The following is an 18,265-nucleotide window of genomic DNA, read 5'->3' on the forward strand; positions in this document are numbered from 1 at the left end:
CAAACCAGAAATGGGGTAGGTTAAAACAAAAATAGGGGAAGAGCGTGCCCTTCCCCTATCAGAGGGCGCATTCACGATGACATGAAGCACCCGGATCGATCAGTAATCGATGAAAGAGCTTAAGCGATCACAGGGATGCTTTGGCCTTCTCAACCACAGCGGCAAACGCCTGCTGCTCGTTCATGGCCAGATCAGCCAGAACCTTACGATCGATTTCAACATTCGCCTTCTTCAGACCAGCGATCAGACGGCTGTACGACAGGCCGTTTGCACGGGCGCCAGCGTTGATACGGGCAATCCACAGAGCGCGGAATGCGCGCTTACGGTTGCGACGGTCACGGTAGGCGTACTGACCAGCTTTGATAACCGCCTGCTTGGCAACGCGGAATACACGACTACGAGCGCCGTAGTAACCCTTGGCCTGCTTGAGAATCTTCTTGTGACGACGACGTGCTACCACGCCACGCTTTACACGAGCCATACTTTAATCCTTCTACCTTTACTTTCTAAGGAACGTTTCGCGCGGCTGGATCAGCACGCGGTCATGCGCTTGATAGATGCAACATCCGACTTGGCGATGAGCTTGGTGCCGCGCAGCTGACGCTTACGCTTCGGGCTCTTCTTGGTCAGGATGTGACTGGTGAAGGACTGCTTGTGCTTGAAGCCGGTGGCGGTCTTCTTGAACCGCTTGGTAGCTCCGCTTTTGGTTTTCATCTTCGGCATTTTTAAAACTCCGCATTCTATTATGAATAAAAACAACTGTGCCCCTGAACGACAAATCCCCCGCCGCTGCGGGGGACCCGTGCTGGGATCAGGTTCACTTCTTCTTGCGGGGAGCCACAATCATGGTCATCTGCCGGCCTTCCATTTTCGGCCGCATCTCAACCGTTGCGAGTTCTTCAACGTCGGCCTCAATCCGGGCCATGAGCTTCATACCAATTTCCTGGTGTGCCATCTCACGGCCACGGAACCGAATTGTGATCTTGCCGCGGTCCCCGTTCTCAAGGAAACGTACCAGGTTGCGTAGTTTGACCTGATAATCCCCTTCTTCCGTTCCTGGTCGGAACTTCAGCTCTTTGACCTGCGTCTGCTTCTGCTTTTTCTTGGCAGCCGCCTTGGCCTTTTTCTCTTCAAAAATTTTCTTGCCGTAGTCCATTATCTTACAGACGATCGGATCGGAATCCGTAACCTGCACCAGATCAAGGGTGGCTTCTTCCGCCATGCGGATCGCGTCCTCGATGGGTACTATCCCGACCTGATTGCCTTCGGCATCAATCAGACGGACTTCAGTTGCGTCAATGTTTTCATTGATAGGCGCTTTTGGAGTACGCCCACCCCGATTCGTTCGCTGTTTAATAATCAGATCTCCGTTTTGTTTCTGCCTTTTCGGTCGACGTCGGCTGCAAGCAGCTGTTCAAACTCGTCGACAGACATGGTGCCCAGATCTTCGCCTTTGCGAGTTCTTACTGCAACGGCGTTGTTCTCGATTTCTTTATCGCCAACAACGATCAGGTAGGGAACCTTGTTAAGAGTATGCTCGCGGATTTTAAAGCCGATCTTCTCGTTTCTCAAGTCAGCATTAACCCGATAGCCCAAAGAATCCCACTTTTTGGCCAGATTCTGACAATAATCACGCTGGTTATCGGTAATATTCAGCACCGCAACCTGTGTCGGAGCCAGCCACGTGGGGAATGCACCTTCGTATTCTTCGATCAGTATACCGATAAACCGCTCAAAAGACCCGAGAACCGCCCGATGCAGCATAACCGGCGTTTTCCGTTCGGAATTATCGGCCACATATTGGGCACCCAGGCGGCCCGGCATTGAGAAATCGACCTGAATGGTACCACACTGCCACACCCGGCCGAGACAGTCCTTCAAGGAATACTCAATTTTGGGACCATAGAAGGCACCCTCACCCGGCAACAATTCCCAATCAACCCCCTCGCGGTTCAGGGCTTCTTCAAGGGCAGCTTCCGCCTTATCCCAGACCTCGTCCGAACCTACGCGCTTCTCAGGGCGAGTGGACAATTTGTACAGAATCTCGGTGAAACCGAAGTCCTCGTAAACTTCGTGCAGCATTTTCATGAACGCCGACACTTCTTCCTGGATGGCGTCTTCTTCACAGAAGATGTGGGCATCATCCTGAGTGAATCCACGCACCCGCATCAGGCCATGAAGAGCACCGGAGGCCTCATTACGATGGCATGAGCCGAATTCTGCCAGGCGCAGAGGAAGATCCTTGTAGCTTTTCAGCCCCTGATTGAACACCTGGACGTGGCACGGGCAGTTCATGGGCTTGATGGCGTAATCGTGCTTCTCGGACTCGGTGGTGAACATGCCATCCTTGAACTTGTCCCAGTGCCCAGACTTCTCCCAGAGCGTGCGGGACACCACCTGCGGTGTTTTGATTTCCTTGTAGCCATGCTGGTGCTGCTTGGCCCGCATGTACTGCTCAACTTCCTGGTACAGGGACCAGCCATCCGGATGCCAGAACACCATGCCGGGAGCTTCTTCCTGCATGTGGAACAGGCCCAGCTTCTTGCCAATCTTTCGGTGATCCCGCTTTTCGGCCTCTTCCAGGCGATGCAGATAGGTTTTCAGGTCTTTCTTGTTACCCCAGGCAGTGCCGTAGATACGCTGCAATTGTTCATTGCTGGTATCACCGCGCCAGTAGGCACCCGCCACCTTGGTGAGTTTGAACGCCTTCAGCTTGCCGGTACTGGGCACATGAGGGCCACGGCAAAGATCAATGAAATCACCCTGACTGTAGAACGAAAGATCTTCTTCACCGGGGATATCCTCGATGATACGGACCTTGTATTCCTCGCCCATCTTTTCGAACAGCTTGACCGCTTCATCCCTCGACATGACCGAGCGTGAGACCGGCAGGTCCTGCTTAGCCAGCTCTTCCATACGTTTTTCGATACGGGCCAGGTCTTCGTTGGTAAACGGGCGCTCGTATTTAAAGTCGTAGTAGAAACCGTTCTCGATCACCGGCCCGATGGTCACCTGGGCGCCGGGGAACAGATCTTGTACCGCCATGGCCATCAGGTGAGCGGTTGAGTGACGAATCACGTCTACACCGTCTTCATCGCGCTCGGTTACGATAGCCAGCTCTACATCGTTTTCGATCAGATGACTGGTATCCACGAGCTTGCCATTCACTTTTCCGGCCAGGGCGGCCTTGGCAAGGCCTGCACCAATATCGGCGGCCACATCATGAACGGTAACGGGTTCGGCAAAACTGCGATGACTGCCATCCGGCAGGGTAACGACGGGCATGATTCTCTCCTGATGGTCTCTCAGCGGTGATCTATACCAAAGATCACATGTTGGCCGGCTCCGTGATACAAACCACGGGCCGGTTTGAGGGCGAGTCTAACAGAAAAAAACCCGGCAGCAACGCCGGGTTTCTACCAAGCCTGCTTTGCGGTGTCAGGCGCCTTGGGGCGAAGCCTCCTCACGGGCCTTCCGCTTGAGCTGACCGAACGCAACCAAGCCCAGCAACAACAGCGCGGGAATAAACATCAACTCCCGGGGCGGGCGATCAAGTTTTGCCTGGACCGCTTCAATGTTCCAGCCAAACTCGATGCCTGCGTCTTCTGCAGCACTGCCAAAGTCAACAAAGTTCACTGCCAGCACATCACCCTGGTCGGTCACATCCAGCCCCACGGCTGACAGCCGTTCCTCGGCCGAATCGCCGGCCGGAAGGTCGAGCTGAACATAGGTGGTCACATCGCTGCCATCGAACCCCATGCCCGATACCCGGAATACCGTGGTGTCATCAACCGGAACCACCTCTACGTATTCCATGATCGCACTGCCCTGCCGCTCTTCGTAGGGCGGGTAAATCATGCCCCACCAGAACCCGGGCCGGAAAAGGGTAAAGGTGATCAACAGCAACAGCAGGCTTTCCCACTTGTAGCTGCGAGTAAACCAGAAACCCTGTGTTGCGGCGGAGAAGACGAGCATTGCCGTTACCGCGCTGGCCACTGTAATCAGTAAGTCCACCCACCCGGTCAGGCCGATCAGCAACAGCTGGGTGTTAAAGATAAACATGAACGGCAAGATGGCGGTGCGGATATCGTAGGTAAAACCCTGAATACCCGTGCGAATGGGGTCTGCGCCCGAGATAGCCGCCGCCGCATAGGCGGCCAGACCCACGGGTGGCGTGTCGTCCGCGAGTATCCCGAAATAGAACACAAACAGATGAACCGCAATGAGCGGCACCAGCAAACCATTCTGGGCCCCCAGGGTGACAATTACCGGGGCCATCAGCGTCGATACCACGATGTAATTTGCCGTGGTGGGCAAGCCCATACCGAGTATAAGGCTTATCACCGCGGTGAAGATGAGCATCAGCAGCAGGTTCCCCCCGGAGAGGAACTCCACAAACTCTGTCATTACCAGCCCGATACCGGTGAGGGTTACGGTACCAACCACGATGCCGGCCGTGGCCGTGGCAACGCCAATGCCCACCATGTTACGAGCGCCGGTGGCCAATGAGTGCACCAGATCCATAAATCCGCCGGCAAACTCACGGAGCACCTGGCCACGGCTGCGGAACAGCGTTTTCAGCGGGCGTTGAGTGATCACGATAAAGATCATGAACAGGGTTGCCCAGAATGCCGACAGCTGCGGGGAGAAGCGTTCAACGGTCAGACACCACACCAATACCACCACCGGTAACAAGTAGTACAGCCCGGTTTTTACCGTCGGGCCGACTTCCGGCAGTGCTCCCATTTCCTGATTTGGGTCATCGGCCTCAAGCTCTGGGTATCGGGTGGCATAGCCGACCAGCCCCACATATACGGCAATCAGGAGAGGGCCAAGCACCCAAGGGGCCGCTTCGCCCAGGACATCCTTGGTCCAGCCAACGCCGTAATAGACTGCAAAGGTGAGCACGATCAGACCAATCAGGATCACAACCCAGTTCAGCATGCGCTGGGCCAGAGATGGACGGTTCGGCCGTTCCATACCCTCCATCTTCAGCTTGCAGGCCTCAAGATGAACAATGTAGATCAAAGCCACGTAGGAAATCAGTGCCGGTAGGATGGCATGCTTGATAACCTCCAGGTAGGAAATGCCCACATACTCAACCATCAAAAACGCAGCAGCGCCCATGATCGGCGGTGTGAGCTGTCCGTTGGTGGAGGCGGCAACCTCAACAGCGCCGGCTTTGGTAGCCGGAAAACCAACACGCTTCATCAGCGGAATCGTAAACGTACCCGTGGTGACCACATTGGCAATCGATGAGCCGGAAATAACACCGCTCAAACCACTGGACACAACCGCAGCCTTCGCCGGGCCACCGCGCATGTGGCCAAGCATGGCGTAGGCCACCTTGATGAAGTAATTGCCTGCTCCGGCACGTTCAAGCAACGCACCAAAAAGCACGAAAAGAAACACAAAGCTGGTGGATACACCTAGCGCCACCCCGAAAACACCCTCGGTGCCCAGCCATTGATGAGACGCCAGCTTATTGAGGCTGACCCCTTTGTGGGCGATGACGTCCGGCATGTAGGGGCCGGCCAGGGAATAGGTGATAAAAACCGCGGCAACAATGGTCAGCGGCAACCCCAAGGCCCGACGCGTCGCTTCCAGAAGCAGCACGAGGCCGCCAAGCGCAACCCAAAGATCCACGGTAATCGGCGCGCCCGGCCGGGTAGCAAGTTCGTTATAGAATACAAAGAGGTAAGAGGCGGAAAAAGCCGCCGCAAGCGCCAACACCCAGTCATAGACCGGAACTTTATTGGCATGCACTCCCTTGATCATGGGGAATGCTGAAAAAGCCAGGAAAACCGCAAATGCGAGATGGATGGAGCGGGCTTCCGTTGAATTGAAAATGCCGACGTTCAGGATAAACGGCAGCGGCGATGCAATCCAGAGCTGAAACAAGGACCAGCAAAGCGGCACGATAAACAGGATGACAGATGCCGGTCCGGTAAGCGCCCTGCCTCCGGTTTCTGTCTGCAACAGCTGATCGACCTTGGCGGCATCAACGCCCGCCCCGGCACCGGGGTCGTTCTTCGCCATAGAATGTACCTGTGATGGGAAATAACCTGACTGGAATCAGCAAAGCGGGCCGGACGCCCGCCTTGCCGGCGGCGGGCCGGATCAGTCGATCAGGCCAGCCTCACGATAGTATTTGGCAGCACCCGGGTGCAGAGGCGCACTCAGGGCGTCAGAGACCATCTCTTCCTTCTTCAGGTTGCCAAACGCAGGGTGCAGGCGCTTGAAGCTGTCAAAGTTCTCAAAGACCGCCTTGACCACTTCATAAACCACGTCGTCTGCGACATCGGTTGATGACACAAAGGTCGCTGCCACACCGAAGGTGGTTACGTCTTGATCAGACCCGCGATACATACCACCAGGAATAACGGCTTTCCGGTAGTAGGGGTTGTCGTCGATCAGCTTCTTGCTGGCGGCATTGTCCACGTTCACCAGGACACTATCGCAGGAAGTGGTCGCCTCCTTGATGGCGCCGGACGGGTGGCCAACGGTGTAGAAAAACGCATCGATGTTGCCGTCACACAAGGCCTGAGACTGCTCCGCGGCCTTGATTTCCGCCGCCAGGGCGAACTTGTCCATACCCCAGCCCATTTGGTTCATCAGAACCTCGGCGGTTGCACGCTGGCCTGAACCCGGGTTACCTACAGATACGCGCTTGCCCTCAAGATCTTCAAAGGTCTTTATGCCAGAACCTTTGCTGGCCACGACAGTGAAGGGTTCCGGGTGCAGCGAGAATACCGAACGCAGTTTTTCGTTCTTGCCAGCATCTTCAAACTGACTGGTGCCATTATATGCGTGGAACTGCCAGTCCGACTGAGCAACCGCCAGATCAAGCTCACCACCGCGAATGGCGTTCAGGTTATACACTGAGCCCCCGGTGCTCTCAACAGAGCAGCGAATGCCGTGCGCTTTCCGATCCATGTTCACCAGCCGGCAGATGGCGCCACCCGCAGGATAGTAAACACCGGTCACACCGCCTGTACCGATGGTTACGAAGCGCTGTTCCTGGGCGGAAACGGCTGTCGATGCGGCCCCCAGGCTCACTGCGGCAGCAATGGCAAACGCGGACGCTTTGAGTTTTAGTGTCATGTGTGCTCATCCTTCTTTCTTGGTCTTTATTGTCAGTTGCCCGACCCATAGCCCGGGCAAACATTCCGGTCGTTTAAGAACATAGACCACTTCGGGTCATAAATAAAGAATGCATTAGCTCGCTAACCGTCTGACCCATCAACAAAAAAGCCCGCAGGAGCGGGCTTTTTTGAGGTTCAGGCGGTCATTTCGCCGATCTTGCTTTGGCAAGCATTTTGTCCGGACGCAGCAGGAAGCGCGCCAATGCAGGCAGCAGCCAGATGGCGCCCACCATGTTCCACAGGAACATGAAGAACAACAGGAAGCCCATATCCGCCTGGAACTTGATCGGCGAGAAGATCCAGGTCACCACACCAAGGCCCAGAGTCACACCGGTGAAGATAACCGCCTTACCGGTGGAGCGGAGGGTCTCGTAATAGGCATCCTGGAGTGTCTTGCCCTCCAGCAGGAACTTCTCAAGCTTGCTGTAGATGTAAATACCATAGTCGACACCGATACCCACACCCAACGCGATAACCGGCAGAGTCGCCACCTTGATACCGATACCGGAGACCGCCATGATTGCCTCACACAGGATGGAGGTCAGGCCCAGCGGAATCACGATACACGCCACCGCGCGGATCGACCGGAATGTCAGGAAGCACAGCAAGCTCACCACGCTATAGACAAGCAGCAGCATGATGTCCTTGGCATTGGCGATCACTTCATTGGTAGCGGCCTCAATACCGGCGTTACCAGCCGCGAGCAGGAAAGTGTGCTCGTTGTTGTTGAAGTTATCGGCAAACTCCTCGACACGGTCAACAACGGTCTGCAGGGTTTCCGCCTTGTGGTCTTCAAGGAACACCAACACCGGCGTCAGATCACAGGTGGTGTTGATCAGGCCCGCCGGGGCCTCACGAATGGAAGCGTTGATGATGGTCTGGTTACGGGAAATCTCATACCACTTCCAGCTACCCTCGTTCAGGGCCTTGGTCACCATCTTGGAAACATCCGCCAGGGAGGCAGAGCTCTGCACGCCCGGGGTGTTCTGCAGCTCCCACTGGAGGCGATCCATCGCACGCAGCACGTTGTACTGGGTGCACTGCTCTTCCTGCGTTTTCACCATCACCACCAGAACGTCAGCACTGGTGGAGTAGTTGTTGATGATGAAGGAGTTATCCTTGTTGTAACGGGAATCCGGGCGTAGCTCCGGCGCTCCCTCGTCAAGGTCACCAACCTTCAGGTCCTGCTTGTAGTAAAGACCCAGACCAAGACCAATCACCGCAATCAGCAGGGAAATCGGCGCAACACCTGGATGGGAGAAATACGACATGACCCGCCATTTGCGATCCTGTTTTTCCCCATGATTCTGCACATGACGGACACCACCCCTGGAGATACCAATGTAAGACATGATGAGTACGTGAAGCACCAGGTTGGTGATGATCACGAACGCCACGCCCAGACCGGCTGCAATGGCCAGATCACGGATTACGTCGATTTCAATGAACACCAGGGTCAGGAAGCCGAAGGCATCGGAAATCAGGGCCAGCATACCGGGAATGTACAACGCCCGGAACGCGAGCCTGGCAGAGGTAATGGCGTCAAAGCCTTTACCGGCTTCAACCGCCATGGCGTTAACGATCTGCACGCCGTGACTGATACCGATCGCAAAGACCAGGAAGGGGACCAGCACGGAATATGGGTCCAGCCCGTAGCCTAACAGCCTGAGAGTACCGAGCTGCCAGAACACCGCGATGATCGACGTAAACACCGGCACCAGGGTGCCTGCGATACAACGGGAGTACCAGAACAGCAACAACGTAGTCAGCACAATGGTAATACCGGCGAACCAGGCAATAGAGGCAATACCTTCAATCAGGTCACCCACTTTCTTGGCAAAACCGACGATGTGGATATTGATGTTCGGATTCTGCGCCTGGTACTTGTCTCTAATTTTTTCTTCCAACTGGCGCGAGAACTCGCCGTAATCCAGCGCTTCTCCGGTTTCCGGATTCTTCTCGTAAAGTGGAGCGTAAACGATGGTAGAACGGAAGTTGTCGGAAATCAGGCGCCCTACTTCATTGGAGCGCAGAATGTTCTGGCGCAACTGCTCCAGACTTTCACGGGAACCGTCGTATCCGTCAGGAATAACGGTGCCGCCCTGGAAGCCCTGTTCCGTTACCTCTACCCACCGAACGTTGGAGGTCCACAATGACTTGAGACCCGAGCGGTCCACCCCGTTCAGGTAGAACACTTCGTCCGTGATCTGCTGCAGGGTTTCCATGTACTCGGCGGTGAAGATATCGCCTTCTTTTACGGCAACCGCAATCCGGACAAAGTTACCGAGGTTCTCCAGATCGTTACGATGTTCGAGCATGTTGACGATGTAAGGATGCTCGAGCGGAATCATCCGCTCGAAGCTGGCGTCTGGCTGGATCTTGACAGCGTTATAGCCAAGGAACAGCGTCAGAATGAAGAACGCAACCAGGATCGGTGCCCGGTTATTGAAAATCAGCCGTTCGAGAAACGGCTCCGCCTTTGGCGTTGTCAGGTAATGTTCACCCCTGTCGTGCATCGGGTTAGACATTAAAAAGCCCCTCTATCCATTAATCTGTTGATGCCACACCAGGGCGTTAATTCAGGTCCCGGCCACGAGCGTCGGTGAACTTCACACCGCCCTCGCCAACGAGAAGAAGATTGGTTCCTTTCAGAGGAACAACGGCCATCACACCTTCCCGGTCGTTACGAAAATAGACCCGGAAGCTCTCACCGCCATTGCTGCTCATGAGCACGGCACCGCCATTGCCCACCAGGGTGATCCGGCCATCATCTGCAACCGCACCGTTGTTGATCGTTGCACCGCCTTCGTTCGGCACAACCGTCCAGCTGCGACCAAGATCGGTCGAACGGAAGGTGTTACCCCGCAGACCAAACGTCAACACTTCATTGACCTGGCCGGTTCCCATGACTCCGAACAACGAACCTTCATAAGGGCTTTCGCGACGCTCCCAGGTATCGCCACCGTCTACAGACACGTGGATCTGGCCAGACTCCCCCACCGCCACAAGCCCACCACCGGTGACCTGGGTGATGCTGTTAAGGTGAAAGTTCTGAGGGTTGTCCAGATTAGGCGCCCAATCCTGCCAGGTATCACCACCATCCTGAGTTCTGAGGATCATGCCGTAGGCGCCTACTACAAAGCCGTGACTATCGTCCTCAAACCAGACATCAAGGAACGGGTTAACCGGCCCGACATCCTGATCTGCCTGCATGTTTTCAAGGGTAAAGAACAGGTCGTCAAGCGCCCATTCCAGGTCCGCCTTCTCATCGTCTTCAGCCTGTTCGATTTGCTCTTCCAGCTCGGCAATTTGAGACTGCTTGCTCTCGATAGCCAGAGCTGAGGCCTGATTGCCATCCAGCTGCAGTGTCCAGTTCTCGCCACCATCCGATGAGTGCAAAACCACGCCGCTATGACCCACAGCCCAGCCGTGCTGTTCGGTGCCAAAATCCACAGCGTTGAGTGTCAGTGACACAGGCACAGCTCCCTGCACCCAGGTTTGCCCCTCATCATCCGAGAAGATCACGTGCCCACGTTCACCAACGGCAACAATCCGCTCACCGGCACGCGTTGCGTCATTCAGCAACGATTCCGGTGCCAGCAGTGTCGGGCGGGCGGGAGTTTCAAGAATATCTGGCACCGCAAATGCCGCGGGGGCTGCCAGTACCATGGAGAACCCCACACAGGCAGACCCCAGTGTCTCGCATATGAACCTATTAGCCATTCAAATTGCCTTTACGTTGATTGTATCTTGTTGCGTTATCCCTGAGCCTCGCAGTAGCACAAACAAACCGGCAGCCATAAGGCCGCCGGTATCGCTGGTACCACTACTGCCACTCCGGGATCAGACTGTACGCCGAATCCTTAGCGTACACTCCGCCGGCGCAGCGAGGCCGGTGAGAAATAACGTTTGTTCGGCACATCGTCAGTAAACACCCGTGTACCGGATTCTTCTGTATCCAGGCCCAGCACATGGTAACGGCGAGCCTGAAGGTCGTGGTATACGTCAAGCACTGTCCACACGCCGGGCAGCTCATAATAGTTCTTGGGGATACCCATGGTCACGCGCCACAGTTCTCCACGACCGTCATACTGGTCCAGCAGCACAGTGTTCCAGCTATCCGCATCCACATAAAAACGACGCTTGCCGTAAATATGCCGCTCGCCTGGCTTGAGGGTTGCCTCTACCACGTGCACACGGTGCAACTCCCAGCGGGTCAAGTCAGGATTCAGGTGAGAAATACCCAGAATCTCAGAATATGGCGTGCCTTTTTCACCAATCCGGTAGTTGTTATAAGGGATGTAAATTTCCCTCATACCCTCATAGTTCCAGTTGTAGCGATCCATGGCACCGTTAAAAATATCGGTGTCATCGGCGGTGCGCAGATTGTCGGCCGCCGCGATTGGCGAATCATAGCCAAGGTTTGGCGCACGGCGCACCCGCCGCTGGCCAGCGTTATAGCCCCAACCGTTACGGGGGTTGATAATCTGGTTCAGAGTCTCGTGAATCAGGATGGCACCACCCGCCAGGCGGGGTGGAGACTGGGTGAACGAGAGATAGTAGAAAATGACGTTTTCGAGATCTGCTTCACCACCTTCCGGGTTGTAGAAGTTGAAGAAGGCTTCCTGTTGTGACGTTACAAGAGCATAGTCGCCGTTGGTCTGAACCGCCACCTCACTGGAACGACGGGTTACAGAAACACCCCGCCAACGGGTCAGATGGTTCCAGACCACCTGCCAGGCTTTTTCTTCATCGGTGCCGTGCAGGATTGGAAACGGATAACCACCAAATGCCCCGTTCAGCCCCTCGGCCTGCCCGACAATTTCGGCGTTGACGGCGTTTTTCCGGGTATTCTCAGCAACCCAATCCGGCACTGCGTGGGTGCGACGCGACTGGTAAACAGGAATGCGGAAGGTCGTTGGGTAGGTACGGAGCATGGCCCTGACGCCATCAGTCAGGTACTCGTCATACTGTTCCATGTTGGAAGCAGTAATTGTGAACAGAACCTGGTCGTCCGGGAACGGGTTAATATGATGCTGTCCGCTGCCCTCGTAACCAGCCGGGGGCTGTGTCAGACCGCCAGTCCAGGCCGGGATGGTGCCAGCTTCATTACCGGCTTTGATGGAACCGAATGGCGTCAGGTCCTGGCCGAGGCGACTAGCCTCGGCGGCAGACACACCGGCGTGAACGGGTGCCGCTGCAAACGAAAGCGCAAGCAACCCGCCAAAAAATGCGTTCTTGTTGTATCTCATTGTGCAACCTTAAATCCGTCTGGGAGCCTCTACAGGGCTTTATTGTTATGGTCTGACGCAATCGCAGACTTTCCATCAGATTAGCTGATTGAGCAACATTGTCTATCGACCGAAAGTGCGATTTTGTATCTGGCTGTGACGACGGCTTTACAATCACAGCCAGATAACGAGCGGCGTCAGTCCGCCAGGCTCTTGTGAACCACCTCGTACACATCTCGCGACAGCTCGGCTTTGCCGCGAATCCGCTCAAGGGCGGCCTTCATCTGACGGCTGTATTGCGGTGCAAACTTCTTCCACCGGGTGAGCGGGGACACCAGCCGTGCCGCGATTTGCGGGTTGCTATCGTCCAACCGGCACACCTGCTCTGAAAGGAACTGGTAGCCGCTGCCATCCGGATCATGGAAAGCGGCCAGGTTCTGGCCAGCAAATACGCCGACTACAGAACGCACCTTGTTGGGGTTCTTCCAGTCAAAGGCGGGGTGCTCCAACAGCGCCTGGATCTGCGGCAACTGCCCGGCCCGGTCACTGGACGCCTGCACCGAGAACCATAACTCAACCACCTGAGGATCATCCTGGAAACGCTCGAAGAATGCCGCCAGGGCCTCATTTCGCTCCGACTCAAAACCGGAGTTCACGAGGGCACGCAGGGCGCCGAGGCGATCCGTCATATTATCCGCCTGTTGAAATTGCTCAACGGCCAATCCCCGCCCCTGCTCATCATCAATGTGGAGCAGCCATGCCAACGCCGTATTCCGCAGACTACGGCGGGCGATGGCGCCGGGCGTCAGCTCATAAACACCCTGGCCAGTATTGCGCTGGTAACAGGCCAGAAGATCATCCCGGAGCGCCCATGCCAGATGCTTCACCACCCGTTCCCGGGCAGCGTGGATGGCCGGCACATCGGCCTGCTCGGAAAGCTCGACCAGATAGGCCTCCGAGGGCAACAGCAGCATCTTGGCCACAAGCGCCTGGTCCAGCTCCGCATCGTTCAATAACTGACGATAGGCTTCCACCAACCGCGGCTCAACTTCCGCATCTTCGGGCGCACCAAGCAAAGACTGAATCACGTCCACGGCCAGACGCTGCCCCGCATCCCAGCGATTAAAGCCGTCCGGATCATGACTCATCAGGAACAACAACTGTTCGCGGGTCCAGGGGTAATGCACACGAACTGGCGCAGAGAAATCCCTCAACAGCGACGGAACTGGCCGTTGCTTGAGACCATGAAACTCAAAACGGTGTTCCGATTCAGTCAGCTCAAGCACCCGCTCAACCGGGCCATTCTGCTCACCCGCGCCCAAATTCAGGGGCAGAGGCTGGCCTTCGGAATCAAGCAGGCCCACCGCGAACGGGATATGTTGCGGCTTTTTGCCGGACTGCCCGGGCGTATCCGGAATCGACTGCCGGATATCCAGTCGATACACACCTTGCACCTCATCGTAATAGTCCGAGACCGCCAAAACCGGTGTGCCCGCCTGTTCATACCACAAGCGGAACTGGCCCAGGTCGCGCCCGGAGGCATCTTCCATTGCCCGCACAAAGTCATCGGTGGTGACGGCCTGGCCGTCGTGACGCTCAAAGTAGAGATCGCTGCCCTTCCTGAACAGCTCGGCACCGAGCAGATTGTGAATCATCCGTACGACTTCTGCCCCTTTCTCGTAGATGGTCAAGGTATAGAAGTTGGATATTTCCATATATGAGGCCGGCCGAACTGGATGCGCCATAGGGCCGGCATCTTCGGCGAACTGAGCGGTGCGCAGCAGGGTAACGTCTTCAATGCGCTTGACGGTGGGCGACCCCATATCCGCCGAGAACTGGGAATCCCGGAACACCGTGAAGCCTTCTTTCAGGCTTAGCTGGAACCAGTCCCGGCAGGTAACCCGGTTGCCGGACCAGTTGTGGAAATACTCGTGGGCGACAATGGCTTCGATACGCTGGAATGCCGCATCGGTGGCTGTGTCCTGGCTGGCGAGCACACAGGATGAATTGAAGATGTTCAGGCCCTTGTTTTCCATGGCCCCCATATTGAAATCATCCACCGCAACGATCATGAAGATATCAAGATCGTACTCACGGCCGTACACTTCTTCATCCCAGCGCATCGAGCGCTTGAGTGCATCCATGGCGTAATCGCACTTGCGGGCATTACGCGCCTCAACGTAGATGCGCAAATCGATATCGCGACCAGAAACGGTGGTAAACGTATCCCGCTTCTCGACAAGGTCACCCGCCACCAGTGCAAACAGGTACGCCGGTTTGGGGAACGGATCTTCCCAGGTCACAAAGTGACGGCCGTTCTCAAGGTCGCCCTGTTCAATGGGGTTACCGTTGGACAGCAATACCGGGTAGGCAGACTTATCGGCTTCAACTCGCGTCTGGAAGCGCGCCATCACGTCCGGCCGGTCCGGATAATAGGTAATGCAGCGGAAACCTTCGGCTTCGCACTGGGTACAGAACATGCCCGATGACTTGTAAAGCCCCTCCAGGCGGGTATTATTCTGCGGCTCTATCCAGGTGACAACCGTCAGCTCGAAGGTATCAGGCACCACGGGAATCACCAGCCTGTCGCCCTCGTCCTGATACTCAGCGCTGGCCAGGGAACGACCATTCAGGGCCAGAGATTCCAGAGTCAGGCTGTCGCCGTCCAGCTCCAGCGGTGTGCCGCCCTGCCCGGCGGCCGGATTACGGCGCATGGACAAGGTGCTGTGAACCCTCGCGCCATCCTCGAACAGCTCAAAGCGCAAGTTAACATGGTCCACCAGATACGCCGGCGCCTGGTACTCGCTCAGGTAAATGGTTTGAGGCTGGTTGGTACGCATTCACATTCTCCAGGCAGTAAACGTTCAGGGCTCAGTCAAGAACCCGGAACCGGACTTCGTAGCCGGTAAATTTTCGGATATTGATCACGCCGGTATCGAGCATCAGGTACTGGCCCTTGATACCTTCCAGGAGCCCCTCTACTTCCGGCGTTTTATCCAGATTATGGGTTTTCACTTTCGACGGCCACACCTGAACCGGATAACCCAGCCCGAGTGAGACCTCCTCTACGACTCTGATACTGTCTTGACCGTGTTTCGCGCGCAACTGCGCCAGGTCATCCTCAATAAGCTCCAGCATTTTCCGCCGCTCCTGCACCAGATCCAGCTCCGGAACGTCGCCCTTGAGCATTGCGCGCCAGTTGGTTCGGTCAGCCACGTGGTTCTTGCATGCCACCTCCACCAGACCAGACAGGTAGCGGCTCGCCACCCGCAGCATAGGAATAGCTGTCACCGCCCCCTGGTCGATCCAGCGGGTCGGCACTTGCGAGCCCCGGGTAATACCCACCTTCAAGCCACTGGAATTGGCCAGGTAGACCACGTGTTCTACCATGCAATTCGCCTCGCCCCACTCCGGCTCCCGGCAGGTGCCCTGGTGGTAATGGCATTTTTCGGGGCTCATGATGCAACTGTCACAGGCAGCCAGTTTGCGGAAACAGGGATAGCAGTAGCCCTGATTGAAACTCTTCTTGGTCGTGCGGTCGCAGTGGATACAGCGGATCACACCGTCAAAGTCCAGCCGCACCGTCTGGCCAATCAGGTCGTTCAGGGGAATGCGGGTGTCGCCCACGGCCAGAGTATAGGCCACCGGGTCGCCAGCTTGCGCCGGCATCTTCCGAAGGCGCCCGGTTACATCAATTGATTCGCTCAAACCTTGACCTCGACAAACTGCTCCGGGTCTACACCATTGTCGTTCTGGCGATCTTTACGGAATTGCACAGACGGGTCGCAAGCTGTACCGGCTTTCTCGCCCCGGTCCAGATAGCCCACGCGCTGTTCTTCGGGCACATTGTGTTTGTTTTCGTAATAGATAACGGCTTCCAGGCTGATTTCCCGCTGGTCGCGGGTCATGGCCCGGCCATCAGGCCACTTGCCAAGCTCAATCGCTTGCTTGAGGTTCCGGTAAACAGTCGGATCCAGCCGTTCAATGAGTTCGTCGTAGGTCATTACCCACCTCCTGAAAAATCATTCATAAAAAAACCGGCAAATCCGTTTGACAGATCTAAATGATAACAATTATCATTAATTCACCAAATGACGACGGTCGTATCATTTGGTCTCTCTCATCAGGAGCTAAAAGCTCTTTTCATGCCCCGCCATTTGGCGGGGCTTTTTTTTATCCGATCACCGAAAACGGCGCCTTACAGGCATCACCGCCGCCACAGCCAGTCCGCCAATAAAGCCACCCAGGTGGGCCTCGTTGGCCATCCGGCCGACGCCAATCATTTCCGGTATAGGGGTAAAACCGATCACCATCCACACCAGGGCAAAGGTAACCAGCGCCGGGGGAAACTGGAATCTGGGTTGGCGTTGCTGGCTCAGCCAACAGTAACCCAGAATGCCGTACACCACGCCAGACAAGCCCCCGAACAACGGGCCAGACACCAGATACTGCAACAGGTTGGCGGATAGGCTGGTTACCAGGAACAGCGCCACCAGGCGCGCACGGCCATCAATCCACTCGATCTGGCTGCCCAGAAACCAGAGCATGACCGAGTTAAAGATGATGTGCGTCCAACTGAAGTGCAGGAAGTCCGGTGTGATCAGGCGCCACACCTGTCCGCTTGTCAGCGTCGCCACAAGCGCATCCAGCCGTCCGTCCAGTGAGCTGAACACATTCCAGGAGTAATGCCTGGGATCGACAACCATCATGGCAGCGGCCATGGGATTCTGTCCCATGGACGTCAGCCACACCATGGCAACGGCAATGCCGATGACCCCCACAACAAAAGGAGCGTGGCGAGGGGAAGGCTGCCAGCGCCCACTGGGGGTAATCGGAGACGATGTCTGTTGGTCCAAGTTAACCTCGCTGATCTCTAACGCGCCACACTGTCTTCGCTGGTGGGATAATCCGGCTGTTCCGGGCGATCCACATCTACCCAGACAAACTTGTCACGGGAAAGTGCCTTCTCATCATCCAGCCGGTAGGCCACCAGCTTGCCGTACTTTACGGCGCTGTAATCGATACAGGCCACATTCGACTTCAAGGGTGCGGGCTCACCGTCCATCCAGTAATGCCCAACAAACACTGGCGGCGCGTTCAGCGGGTAAGTGATCAGTTGTCTGCGCTCGTCTTCCCGCAGGCTCATGGCAGCCACTTCCGGTGGTAATGGGTCTGGCTGAAACACCACGTCGGCATAGGTTTGCGGGTTGTCGGCCCAGAACTTGGTACGGAAAAACTCCCGCACATAGCCGTCCCGCCCGGTAATCTTGACGCCCGGCGGCAAGCGCAGGTCGGTACCGCGCAACAAGGTGTCCATCACCTGGCCAGCAAAAGACTCAATGGCGGCCGACGCATGCAAAAAGTCTTCATCAATACAGGCGCCACCCTGACTCTGCCGGAACTTGTCGATCAGGTCTTGATCCCAGCAGGCATGAACCACCCGGAAGTTTTCCTCCTCAATGAACAGCGGAATGGTATAGAACCACTCGAGGAAGTCATTCCACTCATGGGGGTACGCATCAAACTGCTCAAGGGTTTCCTTGATCAGACGATCATGGCGGGCGTTGTGTTCGCGCAGAAACTTCTTGCCACTGCCCGGCCGGGCCCGGGTGCAATAACCGAGGGCGTTGTATTCATGGTTGCCCATCACGATACGTGCAGCCCCATGCTCAACCATGTCTCGCACCAGGTGCAGAGCCTCACGGATCCTTGGGCCACGGTCAATAATGTCGCCAATAAAAATCGCCTGACGCCGAGGATGCTGGTAGATGCCGTTCTGTTTGCGATACCCCATTTGTTCGAGCAAGCGCTCCAGCGTGTGGGCGCAACCGTGAATATCGCCAATAATGTCGTAACCGCGGCTCGCGGTTGGAGTCTGTCCCGCCATAA

At 56.1% G+C, this 18,265-nt stretch carries 14 protein-coding genes; all 14 read right to left on the bottom strand.

What is annotated here, in order from left to right; all coding sequences use genetic code 11:
- Nucleotides 1–127 precede the first annotated feature (127 nt).
- The 14 genes from rplT to ABIE59_RS02980 all read right to left on the bottom strand — a co-directional run bounded on the left by rplT (nt 128) and on the right by ABIE59_RS02980 (nt 18,263).
- Nucleotides 128–481 carry a 50S ribosomal protein L20 gene (gene rplT, locus ABIE59_RS02915; protein ID WP_022989373.1) on the bottom strand — a complete coding sequence of 118 codons (354 nt, stop codon included), beginning with the start codon at nt 479–481 and terminating at the stop codon, nt 128–130.
- A 50-nt stretch (nt 482–531) separates the two neighbouring features.
- Nucleotides 532–723, bottom strand: coding sequence for a 50S ribosomal protein L35 (gene rpmI, locus ABIE59_RS02920; RefSeq protein WP_007151842.1), 192 nt, complete (start codon nt 721–723; stop codon nt 532–534).
- A gap of 94 nt (nt 724–817) precedes the next feature.
- On the bottom strand, nt 818–1,363 hold the full coding sequence (gene infC, locus ABIE59_RS02925; RefSeq protein ID WP_072677721.1) for a translation initiation factor IF-3: 546 nt from the start codon (nt 1,361–1,363) through the stop codon (nt 818–820).
- A complete protein-coding gene (gene thrS, locus ABIE59_RS02930; protein WP_354444073.1) occupies nt 1,360–3,285 on the bottom strand; it encodes a threonine--tRNA ligase in 1,926 nt (641 codons plus the stop codon). Before thrS ends, infC begins: the two co-directional genes overlap by 4 nt.
- Before the next feature lie 153 nt (nt 3,286–3,438).
- The gene (locus tag ABIE59_RS02935) at nt 3,439–6,039 is read right to left on the bottom strand and encodes a TRAP transporter permease (RefSeq protein ID WP_354444075.1); all 2,601 of its coding nucleotides are present in this window, start codon (nt 6,037–6,039) and stop codon (nt 3,439–3,441) included.
- Nucleotides 6,040–6,120: 81 nt separating this feature from the next.
- Nucleotides 6,121–7,104, bottom strand: coding sequence for a TAXI family TRAP transporter solute-binding subunit (locus tag ABIE59_RS02940; RefSeq protein ID WP_354444077.1), 984 nt, complete (start codon nt 7,102–7,104; stop codon nt 6,121–6,123).
- 184 nt (nt 7,105–7,288) lie between these two features.
- Nucleotides 7,289–9,673: an efflux RND transporter permease subunit gene (locus ABIE59_RS02945; protein ID WP_354444079.1), complete on the bottom strand. Its 2,385-nt coding sequence runs from the start codon at nt 9,671–9,673 to the stop codon at nt 7,289–7,291.
- Nucleotides 9,674–9,719: 46 nt separating this feature from the next.
- A complete protein-coding gene (locus ABIE59_RS02950) occupies nt 9,720–10,868 on the bottom strand; it encodes a WD40/YVTN/BNR-like repeat-containing protein (protein ID WP_354444081.1) in 1,149 nt (382 codons plus the stop codon).
- A 140-nt stretch (nt 10,869–11,008) separates the two neighbouring features.
- Entirely contained in the window at nt 11,009–12,397 is a 1,389-nt protein-coding gene (locus ABIE59_RS02955) for a DUF1329 domain-containing protein (RefSeq protein ID WP_354444083.1), read from the bottom strand.
- Between the two features lie 176 nt (nt 12,398–12,573).
- Complete coding sequence (gene pepN, locus ABIE59_RS02960; protein WP_354444085.1) at nt 12,574–15,216, bottom strand: aminopeptidase N; 2,643 nt, start codon at nt 15,214–15,216, stop codon at nt 12,574–12,576.
- A gap of 31 nt (nt 15,217–15,247) precedes the next feature.
- A complete protein-coding gene (locus ABIE59_RS02965) occupies nt 15,248–16,084 on the bottom strand; it encodes a DUF2797 domain-containing protein (protein ID WP_354444087.1) in 837 nt (278 codons plus the stop codon).
- Complete coding sequence (locus ABIE59_RS02970; protein WP_354444089.1) at nt 16,081–16,380, bottom strand: YeaC family protein; 300 nt, start codon at nt 16,378–16,380, stop codon at nt 16,081–16,083. Before ABIE59_RS02970 ends, ABIE59_RS02965 begins: the two co-directional genes overlap by 4 nt.
- Nucleotides 16,381–16,557: 177 nt before the next feature.
- Nucleotides 16,558–17,232: a rhomboid family intramembrane serine protease gene (locus tag ABIE59_RS02975; protein WP_502915323.1), complete on the bottom strand. Its 675-nt coding sequence runs from the start codon at nt 17,230–17,232 to the stop codon at nt 16,558–16,560.
- A 17-nt stretch (nt 17,233–17,249) separates the two neighbouring features.
- Nucleotides 17,250–18,263 (bottom strand): metallophosphoesterase, encoded by a 1,014-nt coding sequence (locus ABIE59_RS02980; RefSeq protein WP_354444091.1) that lies wholly within the window; start codon nt 18,261–18,263, stop codon nt 17,250–17,252.
- Between the last annotated feature and the right edge of the window lie 2 nt (nt 18,264–18,265).

Source organism: Marinobacter sp. MBR-99 (assembly GCF_040547575.1).
Lineage (GTDB): Bacteria > Pseudomonadota > Gammaproteobacteria > Pseudomonadales > Oleiphilaceae > Marinobacter.

What these genes read in the sequence shown, in the direction of transcription:
- rplT (WP_022989373.1), bottom strand. Translation starts at nt 481, where the DNA reads ATGGCTCGTGTAAAGCGTGGCGTGGTAGCACGTCGTCGTCACAAGAAG.
- rpmI (WP_007151842.1), bottom strand. Translation starts at nt 723, where the DNA reads ATGCCGAAGATGAAAACCAAAAGCGGAGCTACCAAGCGGTTCAAGAAG.
- thrS (WP_354444073.1), bottom strand. Translation starts at nt 3,285, where the DNA reads ATGCCCGTCGTTACCCTGCCGGATGGCAGTCATCGCAGTTTTGCCGAA.
- ABIE59_RS02935 (WP_354444075.1), bottom strand. Translation starts at nt 6,039, where the DNA reads ATGGCGAAGAACGACCCCGGTGCCGGGGCGGGCGTTGATGCCGCCAAG.
- ABIE59_RS02940 (WP_354444077.1), bottom strand. Translation starts at nt 7,104, where the DNA reads ATGACACTAAAACTCAAAGCGTCCGCGTTTGCCATTGCTGCCGCAGTG.
- ABIE59_RS02945 (WP_354444079.1), bottom strand. Translation starts at nt 9,673, where the DNA reads ATGTCTAACCCGATGCACGACAGGGGTGAACATTACCTGACAACGCCA.
- ABIE59_RS02950 (WP_354444081.1), bottom strand. Translation starts at nt 10,868, where the DNA reads ATGGCTAATAGGTTCATATGCGAGACACTGGGGTCTGCCTGTGTGGGG.
- ABIE59_RS02955 (WP_354444083.1), bottom strand. Translation starts at nt 12,397, where the DNA reads ATGAGATACAACAAGAACGCATTTTTTGGCGGGTTGCTTGCGCTTTCG.
- pepN (WP_354444085.1), bottom strand. Translation starts at nt 15,216, where the DNA reads ATGCGTACCAACCAGCCTCAAACCATTTACCTGAGCGAGTACCAGGCG.
- ABIE59_RS02970 (WP_354444089.1), bottom strand. Translation starts at nt 16,380, where the DNA reads ATGACCTACGACGAACTCATTGAACGGCTGGATCCGACTGTTTACCGG.
- ABIE59_RS02980 (WP_354444091.1), bottom strand. Translation starts at nt 18,263, where the DNA reads ATGGCGGGACAGACTCCAACCGCGAGCCGCGGTTACGACATTATTGGC.